13 protein-coding genes and 1 pseudogene are annotated in these 14120 nt (G+C 60.9%); 8 read left to right on the forward strand and 6 right to left on the reverse strand.

Annotated features, from left to right (window positions below):
* Window positions 1–148: 148 nt before the first annotated feature.
* Together R0V12_RS05470 and R0V12_RS05475 are read left to right on the forward strand one after the other, a co-directional pair.
* Window positions 149–679, forward strand: coding sequence for a hypothetical protein (locus R0V12_RS05470; protein ID WP_284805511.1), 531 nt, complete (start codon window positions 149–151; stop codon window positions 677–679).
* Window positions 680–743: 64 nt separating this feature from the next.
* Window positions 744–1202 (forward strand): hypothetical protein, encoded by a 459-nt coding sequence (locus R0V12_RS05475; protein ID WP_320072992.1) that lies wholly within the window; start codon window positions 744–746, stop codon window positions 1200–1202.
* Here R0V12_RS05475 and R0V12_RS05480 read toward each other — a convergent pair.
* Window positions 1199–1720, reverse strand: coding sequence for a flavodoxin domain-containing protein (locus tag R0V12_RS05480; RefSeq protein ID WP_256008674.1), 522 nt, complete (start codon window positions 1718–1720; stop codon window positions 1199–1201). The genes R0V12_RS05475 and R0V12_RS05480 overlap by 4 nt on opposite strands.
* 39 nt (window positions 1721–1759) lie before the next feature.
* On the opposite strand from R0V12_RS05480, the gene R0V12_RS05485 reads away from it, so the two are divergent.
* Complete coding sequence (locus R0V12_RS05485) at window positions 1760–2179, forward strand: YbaN family protein (protein WP_071573803.1); 420 nt, start codon at window positions 1760–1762, stop codon at window positions 2177–2179.
* Here R0V12_RS05485 and R0V12_RS05490 read toward each other — a convergent pair.
* Window positions 2160–3872, reverse strand: a complete 1713-nt coding sequence (locus R0V12_RS05490; RefSeq protein WP_320072993.1) for a hypothetical protein — start codon at window positions 3870–3872, stop codon at window positions 2160–2162. The two genes, R0V12_RS05485 and R0V12_RS05490, sit on opposite strands and share 20 nt — an antisense overlap.
* A gap of 12 nt (window positions 3873–3884) precedes the next feature.
* Window positions 3885–4499, reverse strand: coding sequence for a DUF3558 family protein (locus tag R0V12_RS05495; protein ID WP_320072994.1), 615 nt, complete (start codon window positions 4497–4499; stop codon window positions 3885–3887).
* 143 nt (window positions 4500–4642) lie between these two features.
* Between R0V12_RS05495 and panB the strand changes: the two genes are divergently transcribed.
* The 3 genes from panB (at window position 4643) to R0V12_RS05510 (ending at window position 7051) form a co-directional block, all read left to right on the forward strand.
* Window positions 4643–5446, forward strand: coding sequence for a 3-methyl-2-oxobutanoate hydroxymethyltransferase (panB, locus tag R0V12_RS05500; protein WP_320072995.1), 804 nt, complete (start codon window positions 4643–4645; stop codon window positions 5444–5446).
* Window positions 5447–5457: 11 nt separating this feature from the next.
* Window positions 5458–6282, forward strand: coding sequence for a pantoate--beta-alanine ligase (panC, locus tag R0V12_RS05505; RefSeq protein WP_252931393.1), 825 nt, complete (start codon window positions 5458–5460; stop codon window positions 6280–6282).
* A 184-nt stretch (window positions 6283–6466) separates the two neighbouring features.
* Window positions 6467–7051: a hypothetical protein gene (locus R0V12_RS05510; RefSeq protein WP_320072250.1), complete on the forward strand. Its 585-nt coding sequence runs from the start codon at window positions 6467–6469 to the stop codon at window positions 7049–7051.
* Window positions 7052–7370: 319 nt separating this feature from the next.
* Here R0V12_RS05510 and R0V12_RS05515 read toward each other — a convergent pair whose 3' ends face one another.
* Window positions 7371–9125, reverse strand: a complete 1755-nt coding sequence (locus tag R0V12_RS05515) for an ATP-binding protein (protein ID WP_320072996.1) — start codon at window positions 9123–9125, stop codon at window positions 7371–7373.
* Window positions 9126–9620: 495 nt separating this feature from the next.
* On the opposite strand from R0V12_RS05515, the gene R0V12_RS05520 reads away from it, so the two are divergent.
* A complete protein-coding gene (locus tag R0V12_RS05520; RefSeq protein ID WP_320072252.1) occupies window positions 9621–10205 on the forward strand; it encodes a hypothetical protein in 585 nt (194 codons plus the stop codon).
* Between the two features lie 131 nt (window positions 10206–10336).
* Window positions 10337–12055: pseudogene (locus tag R0V12_RS05525) on the forward strand (DUF5635 domain-containing protein).
* Window positions 12056–12225: 170 nt separating this feature from the next.
* Here R0V12_RS05525 and R0V12_RS05530 read toward each other — a convergent pair.
* Both R0V12_RS05530 and R0V12_RS05535 read right to left on the reverse strand, forming a co-directional pair.
* The gene (locus R0V12_RS05530) at window positions 12226–13023 is read right to left on the reverse strand and encodes a hypothetical protein (RefSeq protein ID WP_320072253.1); all 798 of its coding nucleotides are present in this window, start codon (window positions 13021–13023) and stop codon (window positions 12226–12228) included.
* A gap of 129 nt (window positions 13024–13152) precedes the next feature.
* Window positions 13153–14109 carry a diaminopimelate dehydrogenase gene (locus R0V12_RS05535; RefSeq protein ID WP_070478719.1) on the reverse strand — a complete coding sequence of 319 codons (957 nt, stop codon included), beginning with the start codon at window positions 14107–14109 and terminating at the stop codon, window positions 13153–13155.
* Window positions 14110–14120: the final 11 nt, after the last annotated feature.

The raw sequence follows: 14120 nt of genomic DNA on the forward strand, positions 1-14120 counted from the left end.
CCTGCGTTGGTCGACCGGAAGAGGTCGACGGAAGTTTTGCTGGACTAAGTACGGACCTTTCGGGGGTAAAGCTTGAGAAAAACGTACAGATCACTGAACATTATGAGCGCTATCTAATGGTTCACTGTCAACGCAAGGAGTGCCCACTGTGAAGAAGTTCGCGACCGCAGCTGTAGCTGCAACCATGACCCTCGGCCTGATCGTCCCGACGGCAGGTGCCGCAGAAGAAAAAGGCAGCAGCTATGACGACGCCTACAAGGTGACCACCGTCGTCTCCGGCAACAAGTGCACGATCACCTACGCAATCGGCCTGCCGGATACACTCACCCCTGCAGAGGCGAGGCGGAAGATGCCAGATGCCACTACCGCTAATTCCTTCCTCATGAACCACCAGGCCTACCTGCGGGGCGACAGTGACCAAACTTTTTACGACTTTATGAAGGGCGAAGACCTGCTCGCGCTGCAGGCCTGCGCGAACGGCGAGAACTACACCACCAACTTCGTGAACTCGCTGTCCTCCGTCGTCGAGCCGCATGAGGGTCGCGCGGCCGCGTACTGGCTGTCCGTCATTGTTCCTGCACTCCTGGGTATCGCGGCGCTTGGTGCAGCGTTCTCGCCTGAGTTCCGTAACGCACTTCCAGTACCTGTTGCACAGTTCCTGGGCAACCTCCTCAAGTAGTATCCCCTCCCCCTCTAAAGCTCCGCATCATGCGGAGCTTTCTTCTCTATATAAGGACATCGCGATGAAGAAGATCACCGCTACCGTCGTCGCTACTGCGATGGCTGCCTCCATGCTCGCGCCGACTGCCGATGCTGCGTCGAACACGATGAGCCACAAGAACTACCAGCCGCAGTGCACGCTGAAGTTCGACAGCGCCAACATGACCAAGAACAACGGCACGCACACCCAGAACGAGGTCAAGATTTGGGTTGCACAGCAAGCGGATGCCAAGAAGCTGGCGGAGGCAGACCTGACCAAGCTGCAGCAGTCGTCACAGCTCAGCGAGGCGTTCGGATCATCCAATGCAGCGGACACCGCAGCCATCAACGATGGCATGGCGCTCCAGGCATGCCTGCAGGGCAAGGATTTCAAGGCTGAGCCGATGGATGACGGCACGAAAGCCGGCATCATTATCGGCGTCGTGTTCACGGTGCTGGCCGGTATCGCAGGCCTGGCAAAGCAGGCCGGTTTGATCCGCTAGCTGTTGTCGCGCACCCAGGCCTCGACGGGGGCGAGGCGGGTGAAGTCAACGCGGTCGACGTCCTTGTTATAGGTGTCGATCATCATGCGGTCGTTCGCGGACTTGCGCGGTTTGAGTCGCAAAGCGCCGACGACGCCCGCCATCGTGGCGGCGTGAGCAGCGGATAGTTCGGAATAGTTCATGCGCCCGGGCAGGTAGAAGCGGGTGACGCTGTCCGCGCGGCTGCCCAAAAGTTTCGCGGAAAAGTCCTTATCGACGGCCACTTCGTCCAGGCTCATGCCGACGGTGACGAGGGAGACGGAGTGGGCGTCGAAAAGTGGGTCGGGGAGCTTGCGGATGAAGCTGGCGCCGGGGTTGTTCGGGCCGTGGATGGGGGCGAGAACCACGATGGGGCCTTCGGGGGTGAAGTCGGCGTCGGGGATTGGTTCGGCGGTAGTTCCGAGGCGTTTTGCCAGCTCATCGGCGTATTCCTTGGTGGATCCGTAGAACGAGGCGTATAGGATAGTGCAGGCAGTCATACAACTATTGTTGCATGTTGCGGCTAGAATGTGGCGACGATGCGGTACGTGTACATGATTGTGGGGCTGGTGGCGCTTGCCCTGGGAGCGGTCGGCGTGTGGGTGCCGATCCTGCCCACGACGCCGTTTCTGCTACTTGCGCTGGTGTGCTTCACGCGGAGCTCGCCACGGTTGGAGCGCTACCTGCTGCGCCATGACACGTTCGGGCCGTTCATTATTGACTACTACTCAGGACAGCTGACGCGGGCGCAGAAGCTGCGGATTCTGGGGCTGCTGTGGTTGGGGATGGGCGCCTCCATATGGGTGGTGATAGTGGTGGTCGGGCTGTGGCCGGTGGCGTTGCTGCTCGCCGCGATCGGTGCCGGGGTGAGCGCGCACATCTGGCGGCTGCGGCCACGCCCCGAGCGCGCCGCCGAACTACGCCAGCGTGCTGGACTGCCTACTGACCACGCACGTTGAAACCGATGACGCCGGGATTGACCAAGGGGGCGTCGCCAAGCAGGGCGTGGATGTTGCCCTCCCTCTCGACGGCACTGGTGACCGCTCTCGGGCGTTGCTTCTTGTCATCTTTGCCGCGGCCCTGCGACATTGGCGCACCCATGAAGCCGCCTCGCTGCCCTTGCTGACCTGCGGTGTTGGCGGCAGAACCTGTGGCACCCGCTGCGCCTGGTTGGCCGCCGAAGCCACCTGTGGACCCGGTACCCGGCCGACCCGCGAAGCCTCCCGCGCCGCCGCCGGCGAGGCCAGCGTTGGAGCCGAAGCCTGTGGCTGAGCCTGCACCTGCGCCTGCCGACGAGCCGAACCCTGCTGATTGCTGGTGCAGCGACCCGGCGCGATGGCGGCCACCACCGCCTGTCCCGCCCATCGGCATGCCACCGAATGCGCCTTGGCCTGCGCCTACGCCGGAGCCTGCTGCGGAGGCGGCGCCGGTCGTCGCACCGCTGAGCCCGCCTGCACCGGAGGCGAGACCGCCATGGAGGCCAGCGCCCGGCGCGACATTCGCTGCCGGAGCGTTCAGCGCGCCCGGTGGAGGAAGCGTCGGGGCCTGCGCTGAGGCGACCTGGGTCGGGGTGGCGCCGGACGCGATGGCGTTGAGCATGTCCGGGTTCGGCTTCCCGAACTGCTGCAACACGTCCTGCGGGCCGCGCGCGTTGGCGAGATCTGTGTAACCGTTGTTCGCAAAGATGCTGGCAAGCCCCGCCGGCATCGGTGCGTCCGCGAACTCGGGTGCTGTCGGCGCAGGTGGGCCATTGATGGAGAAATCGGAGCCGGTGACATCGGTGAGATCCGGAAGCAGTTTGACGAAGGTCGGGTTCGTCGCCGGCAGGTACGAGTTGACATACATCGGGCAGGAGCTGACGAAGGCTTCCTTCACAGCTTTCACCGCGGCCGGCGATACGGCCTCAGCTGCTATCGCCGCAGCCTGAGCTGCCGCTGCCATAAGTTGCGACGACGACGCCAACGCCGCCAACCCCGTGTTATTCCCCGCAAGCGCCGCCGAGTTGGCTGCGTACTCGGACCCCGCTGCCTGAATCAGCTGGAGACGCGCAATCGCCTGGGCGACGAACTCGGTCTCCGCCGAAGATTCGAGGGACGCAATGGCTGGGGCGATGGCCTCCACCATCTCGTAAATACGCTGCGCATTCGACGTCCAATTCGACGCCAACCCCGACGGAATCGCTGTGTTCGTGGTCAGGATGTTGCTCACCAGCGACTCGAAGCTCCCATCCGTCGACGCATACACCGCACTGTTATTGAACGGCTGCGTCTTGTAACTCTTCGCAACCGCAGCCGCCGACGACATCCCCAGATTGGAACCCAGCCCGCTCAACCCAGGCGTTCCACTAAGCCCGACCGCGTTCACAATGCCCGCAATCGAATCGTCCGCCATCACCGTATTGTCCAGGCAGACCTTCAACACCTTTGCCGACGACTTCACATTCCCTGTGAACGCGTCCGTCGCAAGTGGAGCGTGCTCCGAGTAGATCGCCCCGTGTTTCTCCCCTGCCTCGCGGAGGCCGGAGACGGCGGAGAAGGTTCCGCCGGGCGCCATGCCTGAAATACCTGACGCGGTAGTAGCAGCTTCGCCAAGATCAAGTAGATCAACGATTGCCTTGTTTACGTCTTCTACCTCGATATGTATAAGGACCATTATTTCCCCCAATTATTTTTTATTATTCAAATACAATGATTCAAGTTTTTCAACGGCTGCTGGACAAAGTATGTCGAAGCCATCTTCATCACTTGGTGTTTGAACGAAGACCCCAATGCCCCCGATAGCAGTGTCTAGCTGTGCAACACAAGGATTGCTCGGAGTAACGAGATCGCCCTTGTTATAAACGTAAAGACTCGGCAAAGCATCCGACGCATAGTCAGAAGAAATGATCCGAGTCTGTTCAGTCATTTCCCGGTTAGCGTCAACATTCGCCAGCCCCACGATCCAATTGGTGTGCGGATCCTTGAATGTGCACGCTGATGCACCATGCGGCGAGTCAATCTCCCCGTCCGTGCTCCGCTTGATTTCGCCGGTGAAGCCCGCGCGGCGGAATTCGTCCTCGGTGATGTCGTTGCAGGGATCGAAGTAGTCCTCGGGGGCAAGCGTGAATGGGTCGAAGTCGCCGATGGGGACGGTACCGGATTCGAAGACAAAAGCTCTCTGAACAGCAGAATCCGCAGGAGGGGCGTTGGAGGGGGCGGAGGGGGCGTCGATAAGGGTGGTGCTGGAGCAGCCAGCGAGCAGTGTGGCGGCGAGTAGTGGTGCCAAGGTATAGGTGCGCAAAGTGTCCCCCCGTTTTTCAAAGTGTTTCTACACAACCTAGTGCATTTCGCGCGATTGTAAAGGGTTTTGTGTACACCATGGTGGACATCCGATTTTCAATAACCGCCAGCGAGGCGCCACCCAGCGTCCTAATATAAGGCCCTATGAAACGACTCCGTACTCGTTACTTCGCGCAGGCGAAGGCAGAAGGCCGCAAATTTACGGCGCTGACCAGCTACGACACCATGACCGCCCAGATCTTCGACGAAGCCGGGATCGACTTCCTGCTCGTCGGGGATTCGGCGGCCAACGTGGTGCTCGGCCACACTACTACCCTGCCGATTACGCTCGATGAGATGATCACGTTCGCCTCCGCGGTCGTGCGCTCGACGCAGCGCACGTTTGTGGTGGTTGACCTGCCATTCGGCACGTATGAGGAGTCGCCGTCGCAGGCGCTCGCCGCGGCGGTGCGCGTCATGAAGGAGACTGGGGCGCAGGCAGTGAAGCTGGAGGGCGGCGTCGAGATGGCGCCGACGATCAAAACGCTTGTCGACGCCGGCATTCCCGTCTGCGGGCACATCGGGTTCACGCCGCAATCCGAGCACGCTCTCGGCGGCTACGTTGTCCAGGGTCGTGGTGACGCGGCCCAGCAACTACTTGACGACGCCACCGCCGTCGCAACTGCGGGCGCCTTCGCGGTCGTGCTGGAGATGGTGCCTTCGGAGATCGCGACGCGGGTAACGAACGAGGTTCCGATCCCGACCATCGGCATCGGCGCAGGTAACGGCACTGACGGGCAGGTGCTCGTGTGGCAGGACGCGTTCGGGTTCCGCGCCGGCGGAAAAACGCCGCGGTTTGTACGTCAGTATGCGGACCTGGGCGCGCAGCTGCTGGAGGGCGCGCGGAGGTACCGGGAGGACGTCGAAAAGGGAGACTTCCCTGCTGCTGCCGAATCGTTCAAGGATTAAGGAAGGCCACCATGCGAGTCATTACCACTGTTGAAGAGCTCCGCGCGGCACGCGCCGAAGCAACCGGGACCGTCGGGCTGGTGCCGACGATGGGCGCCCTGCACTCGGGGCACGGCACGCTCATCGAGCGTGCGCGGCGAGAGGTCGATACGCTGATTACCAGCGTGTTCCTCAACCCACTGCAGTTCACCGACCTCGGCGACACCGACGATTACCGCAACTACCCACGCGATATTGAGGCTGACTCAACGTTTTGCGAGGGCCTCGGTGTGGACATCGTGTTCGCGCCCAGCGTCGAGGAAATGTACCCCGGCGGGATTCCACAGATCTGGGTCCGCACCGGCGAGATGGGCACCGTCCTGGAAGGCGCGTCGCGGCCGGGGCACTTCGACGGTGTCGCGACCGTCGTCAACAAGCTGTTCAACCTGGCCAAACCGGACGTCGCCTACTTCGGACAGAAGGACGCGCAGCAGGTGGCGGTGCTCCGCCGGATGGTTCGCGACCTGAACCACGACGTGGAGATCCGCACCCTGCCTATCGCGCGCGCCGCGGACGGCCTGGCGCAGTCCTCGCGCAACGTGCGCCTCTCCGAGGCTGGACGTTCGCAGGCGTTGGCGCTGTCGCGTTCACTGCGGACGCTGCAGGAACAGGTCGACGCGGGCGCGTTGGACGTCGACGCGGTGCGCGCGGAGCTCGCGGCGTCGGAGGGCGTGACGCTGGACTACCTGGTGGTCGTCGATCCGGATACGTTGCAGCCGACGTCCGAGCCCGGCCTGGCGCTCGTTGCGGCGACGGTGGACGGCGTGCGGCTCATCGACAACGCGCTGTTGGGGTAGGCCGGGCGCTGCGAGTTCCGGGATTTTGGAGTGGAAGGTGTGCTGAAAAGTTTGCTCGGGATTTTGTGAACAGAATTGCGCCTGCCTTCGCTCCCGGGCTGCGACCTTGACAAATGATGAGGGGGGGGGGGGCTTGAATATACAAGAACCTTATTTTCCCCTGTCACTCAAAGGAGTTTTCGCTGTGAAGAAGATTGCAGCCGTGGCCCTCGCCGCAACCATGACCGTCGGAGCGCTCGCGCCGACCGCGGGCGCCCACGAGTATTCAAACATTCCTGGCGCCTATGCGGTCAACAAGTTTGAGGACAATAAGTGCTGGATTCTGGCACAACTTGACGGTGAAATGTACGGTTTCGGTGGCCCTCGAACCCCGGCTGAAGCCGCCGACAACCTGCGTGAGCTGAAGGAAGGCGCCGAGGAAGATAAAGCAGAGGGGTACGAATACTACGCGGGAACCGCACACCTTCTCCGCTTTATAACCGGCACGGACGATACCAGGACGGACGTAGATCTCCTTGTTCGGGACGTTGCAAACACAAAACAGCATTTGTTCGAGCGGGAATATCGACGTGCCTTGGAAGCCTGTGCTACTGGCCGCGAGTACGAGACCAATAAGCTCCTGCAACAATCCTCGAAGATGACGCAGTCCGAACGCGCTGCAGCATTCTGGACACCGGTTGCGTTACTGTTCGCGGGCGTCCTCGGCGCGGTGGCGCTGCCAACGCTCAAGCCGATGTTGCCAGCCAACATCGCTGCGATGCTGCCGTAACACCATCACGGCGCCTATCGACGCAAGCCGAATACAACTGCCTAATCGTCCATGGTTTCCCGGAGACACGGAACCCTTGGACGATTAATCACGTCTAGACGGGCCGCATTATTGGGACGGAGTTGGACGTCGATTAGCTGCGGCAAGAGATTTACAGGAGTGCCGCAAAGCTATATCGCGATCGCGGGTCTTGCGCTTGCGGTGCCGGGCTTGATCGACTTGTGGCCGCGCGCTGAGGGGAGCCACACCGAGTTCTTGATCTCCCTGGTCGTCGTGCTGGCGATAGGCATGATGCTTATCGACGCCGCGTTGTCCGCATCTACTCGTCTTGTTCACCAGAAAGCGCGTAGCGCTGGTTCTTTGCGTTCCAGTGCTTTTCTGTGAACGTAATGATGCCTTGCTGCTCCATTGTCTTCAGGGTCGGGGTTATTTGACCGTAACTCATGCCAGTGTGCTCGGCGATTTCGCGTTTGGACAGTGGCTGTCCGGCGGCGTGGAGCGTTTTGCGGATCAGGTCGATTTTTTCCCCGCTCCGTAGGTACGCGCGGCTCCGTGATTGTGAAGATGTCGGAGTTGCTGGCTCTGGCGCTTTCGGCGCAGATGTTTCTTCCGGGAGGAAAGAATAAACGGTGCCACCTGCTTGGCCAAGGGCGGTCGCTAGGCCGTATTCCACAAGCTGTTGTAACTCGGCGCGTGCTTGGGTGGAGTCCATCGGGAATTCTTGGCGATAGGACGCGTTGGTAAGCGTCTCACCATTGCGCATCCGGATGAGCGCATGGCGCTGCGCCGTGGAAAACACCTCTCCACCCGGAAGATTCGTAGCCCAAGCGAGATCCGCTTCGGAAAGCATGGTCGAAGAGGTCAGGATCGCTTGGAAGTCGATGACTCTGTCTTTGAAATAGGGGGCGGGGAGGAAAGCGTCATGAAGAGCCTCACGTACTGCGGGAATGCCCGTCGCACTCGCCTCAATGACGCGGTGTCCTTTCGGCGTCTTTACTGCAGTACACATGCGGTACAAGACGGGATTGCGTGCCCGCGGTCCGGTGTTGCCAAGTTCGCTTTCGGTCAATCCCCAAAGTCCGCCAGGGTTGACCACGATGAGCTTGTCTGAGTGCTTTACTACTTGTGTGTAGGCAAGCATGCTGGCCGGAGACAGGTCACGGTGGACAAGTGCGTTGGCTACAATCTCGCGAATGGCCAACGTGGGAAGCTCTGGCACATCCTTGCCGTGGCCATCAGTAAAGACGGTGGTTGTTTGCAGGTGGTCGGTGACCCACTCGACTACCGCTTCAAGCAAATCGGGGACTGGTCCGGTGAATTCTTCCCTGTCCCGCATTCGCATTGCCCTGGGGTCATGCGGTCCGCGGGTAACGTGTGCTTTGACGTTGAGAGGCAAAAACTGCTGAGGGTGTATACCGAGGGCATAGATTGCTGCCACCGTGGGCTCACCCGTATCGGGTGCGACGACATTGGTGCGAATCAGCTGGTCTTCTCGCGGTAGTTGGGCAAGACGCCTGGATTGTGAGCGCTCTTGCTCCAGATACTGTTCAAGCAGATCCGGGTCGAGGTCTCGTTCTACGCTGGCGCCCTCCACAGGTGCCCGATCGTGCTTTGGGACTCCGCGTTGCGAAACAAGAAGCTGTTCCTCGTTTGGGTCGAGCTCGTAGTCACCGTCACCGGACCGGATGTAGGCGGGGCCGCCCTTCCCAACCCGGAATGGCTTACGGTCCGAGGGTTGCGGAGGAACGATGCACTGCAGCACAGTCTTGCCATCGACTGTTGCAGTTTCGATAGCACCGAGGTGGAGGGGAGGCACGATCTTCTGTCGTGCTTTATTTGCTAACTGACTCTCTACGGGCTTTGGGCTGGAAATACCTGTCACGGGGAAACTGCCGTCTTCTTCTGCCACACCGAGCAGGATGACTCCGCCCTCTGGCATATTTCCAAACGCAGAGAGAGTTTCATCAATGCTCTTTGGCAAGCCGTGCGAGGCATCTTTTGCTTCGATTTTGTAGGTGTCGTTGCCTATGTCTCGCAGTGTGTTGATGGTGGTTTTGATAGCGGTTTCGCTCATGTATAGAAGTATAACTCAAAATATAAATCAGAATCGCACTCAAAACCCGCAGGTTAAAGGCATATCTCACTGTGTGAGAGCGATTCTGAGTGCGATTTTAAAGAACAACACTCAAAATCACACTCAGACCCACTGCGCATTCTCCACTGCACCCACACACAGCCACGATGAGCCGTGGTTGACTACCAGGGTGGCACAGCATGAACGCGCCGCAGCATTCTGGACGTCTATCGCGCTGCCAGCCAACATCGCTGCAATGCTGCCGTAATTCACCACGACACTTTGCCGATGCGCATCGGATGCCCGGGGCCTGATCTAGCTGCTCCATTCGACGTTCTGAGTCGAGATTGGCCGATGAAAAGCTTGCTCGGGATTTTGTGAACAGAATTGCACTTGCCTCCCCGCCTGGGCCGCAGCCTTGACAAATCACGAGGGGGGGGGGCTTGAATATACAAGAACCTTATTTTTTTCCTGTCACCCAAAGGAGTTTTCACTGTGAAGAAAATGGCAGCCGCGGCCCTCGCCGCAACCATGACCGTCGGGGCGCTCGCGCCGACCGCTGGCGCCCACGAGTATTCAAACATTCCTGGCGCCTATGCGGTCAACAAGTTTGAGGACAATAAGTGCTGGATTCTGGCACAACTTGACGGTGAAATGTACGGTTTCGGTGGCCCTCGAACCCCGGCTGAAGCCGCCGACAACCTGCGTGAGCTGAAGGAAAGCGCCGAGGAAGATAAAGCAAACGGGGACGAATATTACGCGGGAACCGCACACCTTCTCCGCTTTCTTACCGGCACGGACGATGCCAGGACGGATGTAGTCCTCTTTACCCGGGACGTTTCAAACACAAAGCAGCATCTGTTTTACCGCGAATATCGACGTGCCTTGGAAGCCTGTGCTACTGGCCACGAGTACGAGACCAATAAGCTCTTGCAGCAGTCCTCGAAGATGACACAGTCCGAACGCGCCGCGGCATTCTGGACGCCGGTCGCGCTGCTGATCGCGGGCGTCCTCGGCGCGGTCGCGCTGCCAGCGCTCAAGCCGATGCTGCCAGCCAACATCGCTGCGATGCTGCCGTAACACCATCACGGCGCCTATCGACGCAAGCCGAATACAACTGCCTAATCGTCCAACGTTTCCCGGAAACGCGGAAACCTTGGTAGATTAGACACATCTATTCAAACAATCGCAGGTCGGAGGGGAGGGGTCGTATGCAGCCCGGCTTTCACCCCCTTCGGCAAGATTTGGCTGAACAAGTCGGCGCAATTCTGGCGACAGCAGCGGGCGGACGCGTCCATAGGACGACCGAAACCCAGGATGTCGACTTTAAGGAGGAAGCCGGACGTCGCAACGGGCCTGAGATCGAGCCGGGCGCACCCCGGAACCTGATGGCGGCCACCAAACTCGCTGACGAAGTCGCCTGCATGGCTAACACCCCCGGCGGTGGCGCGCTCATCGTCGGCGTTGAGGACAAAACGGGCCGCATTATTGGGACGGAGTTGGACGTCGATTGGCTGCGGCAAGAGATTTACCAGCGTGTGCAGGTTGCCCCTTCCATCGAAGAGCGGGTAGTTGAAGGGCAACGGCTGCTGATCCTCTTTGTGGCAGCGTCCCAACAGCCCGTCCCGAACACGAGCGACCAGTTGCGCTGGCGCGTCGGCGACTCGTGCAAGCCGGTGGACCTCTCCGAATGGTGGGAGTACCAGCGCTCGCAAATGAACATCGACCCGATGACGCAGGCCTCCGACCTGGGTGTTGGGGACGTTCGGCCGCGAGCGCTTGAGATTGTTCGGCGTCAACAAGAAGCCTTCCGCGAGCTCACCGACGAAGAACTACTGCGTGGCCTCGGAGCACTCGACGCGAACAACAACCTCACCCAAGCAGGCGTCACGCTCTTCGCCGCCACCCCGCGCGCGGTACTCGAACTGACAATTTTCGACGTCCACGGCGGCAACATACTGAATCGTGTCAGTGGCAACGCGGGGACGTCGACACTTGAACAGCTTGAAGATATCGAGCAGGCACTGCGCATCGTGAACAAGAACAACACGATCGTGTCCGGGTTCGTGCACCAACCGATTCCACAGATCCCACACAGCGCCGTGCGTGAAGCCCTGCTCAACGCGATGATTCACCGCGACTGGAACCGACAAGAACCAGTCGACGTCCGCTGAATCGAACTCGACAGCACCCTCATCGTGCGCAGCCCCGGCCCATTCATGCCCGCCATCTCTGCGGCAAACGTGCTCAGCAACCGGGAAGCCCGCTACCCCGCCCTTGCCGACCTCTACCGCGCAATCGGCCTCGTGGACAAGCAGGGCGTCGGCGTTGACCGCATGTACCAATCCATGATCACGCTCGGCCACCGGTCTCCGGAGATCATCGAGGTTCCAGGACCATACATCGAAACGACGCTCGTGGGCGGCCAGCCTGAGCTGCCCGTGCTGGACCTCGTTTCACGCATCGTGCCGACGCCCCGCCAGCGCGACACACGCATCGCCATCATCCTGTACCTCCTGTTCAACCACCCTTTCATCACCCGCCGAAGCGTTGCCGAAGCACTACAGTCCACGGAGGAAGCCGCCGAACTGGCCCTGACCGCGGCGCACCAAACGACGGTCAATGGCGAACCGCTGATCCGCAAGCATGGGGACGCGTGGCTCCTCAACGAGACAAGCCGTGCCGTACTCCGCGACCACGAATCCCCCACCGCGCGGCCCGCCTGGTACCTCGGCACCGATCCGGAGAACGCCCGCAAAGTTGTCATGCAATGGCTCTCCGCATTCGGCGAAATCCGGACCGCGGACCTCGTCGAACTTTGCGACATCTCCCGCTCCACGGCCACCAACCTCATCAGCGGATGGGAAGACGACGGCCTACTCGTCGCCGTGGGCGGAGGGCGCTCCCGCAGGTATCGCAAGGGTGAGTAGTAGTGGCGCGGGTTTCGGAGTTCTGTGGTGGAAGGTGTGCTGACAAGCTTGCTCGGGATTTTGTGAACAGAATTGCGCCTACCCCCTAATCTCCCAAGGTTTTCCTGAAACGTCGAAACCTTGGGAGATTAGACCACTCTATTCTCGTAATGGCTGGTCAGGTCTACGTATTACCACGGCACCGACGAGCCCGCCGGGACCTCCCAATGCTTCGGAACCAGGTTCCTGATCTCGTTCGGCGTCTGCGGCGGCAACATATCAACAACTCGTCGGCCACCGCCCGGCCCCGGCATCACCGAGGTATCGACGGCGCGCTGCGCATCAACCGTGTTCGCATGCGCATCACCGTACGTGAGCACCGCGACCGCGAACCCATTGCCATAACTGACCGTCGCGGTGGAGCTGCGGCGGTCGTCGGCCCACCCGAACTTCGTGCCCTGAACGCCGGGTAGCCTCGATGTGCCGTAGTTCTGCGGGAAGCCATCAGCGGCGACGGGTGCCGCGTGCGCCATGCCGCGCAGCAGCGGCGCGGCCACCGGATCATGCCGGATGGCCTGCACAAACCTCGCGACGTCCACCGCCGACGTACTCGCCACTCCCCAATTGCCACGCCTTTGAGTAGCGCTCAATTTGAAGTCGCGCGCGATCGCGTCAATCGCCTGTGGGTACGCCGCATCGAGAACGCTCGCGATGCCATCGTTCGAGGTGCGCACCATCTCCTCCACCATCGCCTTATGCCGCGGCGCCCCGTGGTACAGCACCCAATAGCCCAGGTAGAGCTTGCTCAGGCTCAGCGCCGGCCGCGCCTCCCACCCATTTCTCGACGCCTCCACTCCCCCACCCGCATGCACCACAGCCACCGCGGACCGGGGCGAAGCGGCGTCGCCACGCACGGAGATCGCCGAAGCACTCGGCGCTGCCAAGATTGCGAGCACGAACGCCACAAACAGGGCAATGAACTTCTTCACAGGGGCCTCCTGAAAATGCTATTTCCAGGAAGTGTAGCCAGAAGAGTCAGAAAAATGTGAACAGATCTGCATATGCAAATCTGTTCACAAAATCTCTAAGGGCCTTTTGCGGCACCCTCTACCCGTGGGTTAGACGTCGCGGGCGATCAGGTCGTCGAGGGCGACCGGGGACAGCAAGTACGGCGGAACCTCCAACACCGTGTAGGCGCCGGACTTCCCGTCCTCCGCGAGGCGGGCAGCCGCGCGTGCGTATGCGACGGCGACGGCGCCGGTAAAGTCGGGGTTGCTGGAGAGTTCCAGGGTGTACTCGACAAGCTGGTGGTTCTCGCCGACGCCACCAGTGGTGATCACGTGGCCGCCGTGCGGCATGCCGGAATGTTCGCGGACGAAGGTGGCGTCGTCAATAAAGTTGACCTCGACCTCGTAGCCGACGAAATAATCAGGCATCGTGCGGATGGTGTGCTCGATGGCGGCGGTGTCGGCGCCATCCTCCGGCACGATGTAAACGACGCGCTTGTGGGCGGACTTGCCGTCGAGACCCTCGGTCTCGCCGCGGCGCGCGCGATCCAACGCATCCGGCGCAGGAATCGTGTACTGCACACCCTTCGCGACGCCCTCAATCCTGCGCACCGCATCCGAATGCCCCTGCGACAAACCCGGGCCCCAGAACGTGTGCTGCTGCGCATTCGGCAGAATTGCCTCCGCCATCGCGCGGTTCAACGAGAACATGCCCGGGTCCCAACCAGTGGAAACGATGGACACCGTGTTGTGCTCGCGCGCGACCTCGTCCATCGCCTTGCGGTGACGAGGGATGTCACGGTGATTATCGTAGGTGTCCACGGTAGGCACGTACTTCGCGAACTCCGGCGCCTGCTCCGGAATATCCGTCGCAGAGCCCAGGCACAGAATCGCGACGTCAATCTCGTCCTTGTACTGGCCAAACTCCGCCACCGGCAACACGCGGGTGTCCGTGTCCAGCTTGCTGCGGCGCGAGAAGATCGCCGACAACTCCATATCCGGCTGCAGCTTCACCAGCTGCTCCACGCTCTTGCCCAAGTTTCCATAGCCGACAATGCCAACACGCATAATGCGCCTCC

The sequence above is a fragment of the Corynebacterium sp. UMB2355A genome (genome assembly GCF_033877495.1).
Taxonomy (GTDB): domain Bacteria; phylum Actinomycetota; class Actinomycetes; order Mycobacteriales; family Mycobacteriaceae; genus Corynebacterium; species Corynebacterium pseudogenitalium.

Coding starts and splice junctions, on each gene's coding strand:
- R0V12_RS05475 (WP_320072992.1), top strand. CDS start 744: ATGAAGAAGATCACCGCTACCGTCGTCGCTACTGCGATGGCTGCCTCC.
- R0V12_RS05480 (WP_256008674.1), bottom strand. CDS start 1,720: ATGACTGCCTGCACTATCCTATACGCCTCGTTCTACGGATCCACCAAG.
- R0V12_RS05485 (WP_071573803.1), top strand. CDS start 1,760: ATGCGGTACGTGTACATGATTGTGGGGCTGGTGGCGCTTGCCCTGGGA.
- R0V12_RS05490 (WP_320072993.1), bottom strand. CDS start 3,872: ATGGTCCTTATACATATCGAGGTAGAAGACGTAAACAAGGCAATCGTT.
- panB (WP_320072995.1), top strand. CDS start 4,643: ATGAAACGACTCCGTACTCGTTACTTCGCGCAGGCGAAGGCAGAAGGC.
- panC (WP_252931393.1), top strand. CDS start 5,458: ATGCGAGTCATTACCACTGTTGAAGAGCTCCGCGCGGCACGCGCCGAA.
- R0V12_RS05515 (WP_320072996.1), bottom strand. CDS start 9,125: ATGAGCGAAACCGCTATCAAAACCACCATCAACACACTGCGAGACATA.
- R0V12_RS05535 (WP_070478719.1), bottom strand. CDS start 14,109: ATGCGTGTTGGCATTGTCGGCTATGGAAACTTGGGCAAGAGCGTGGAG.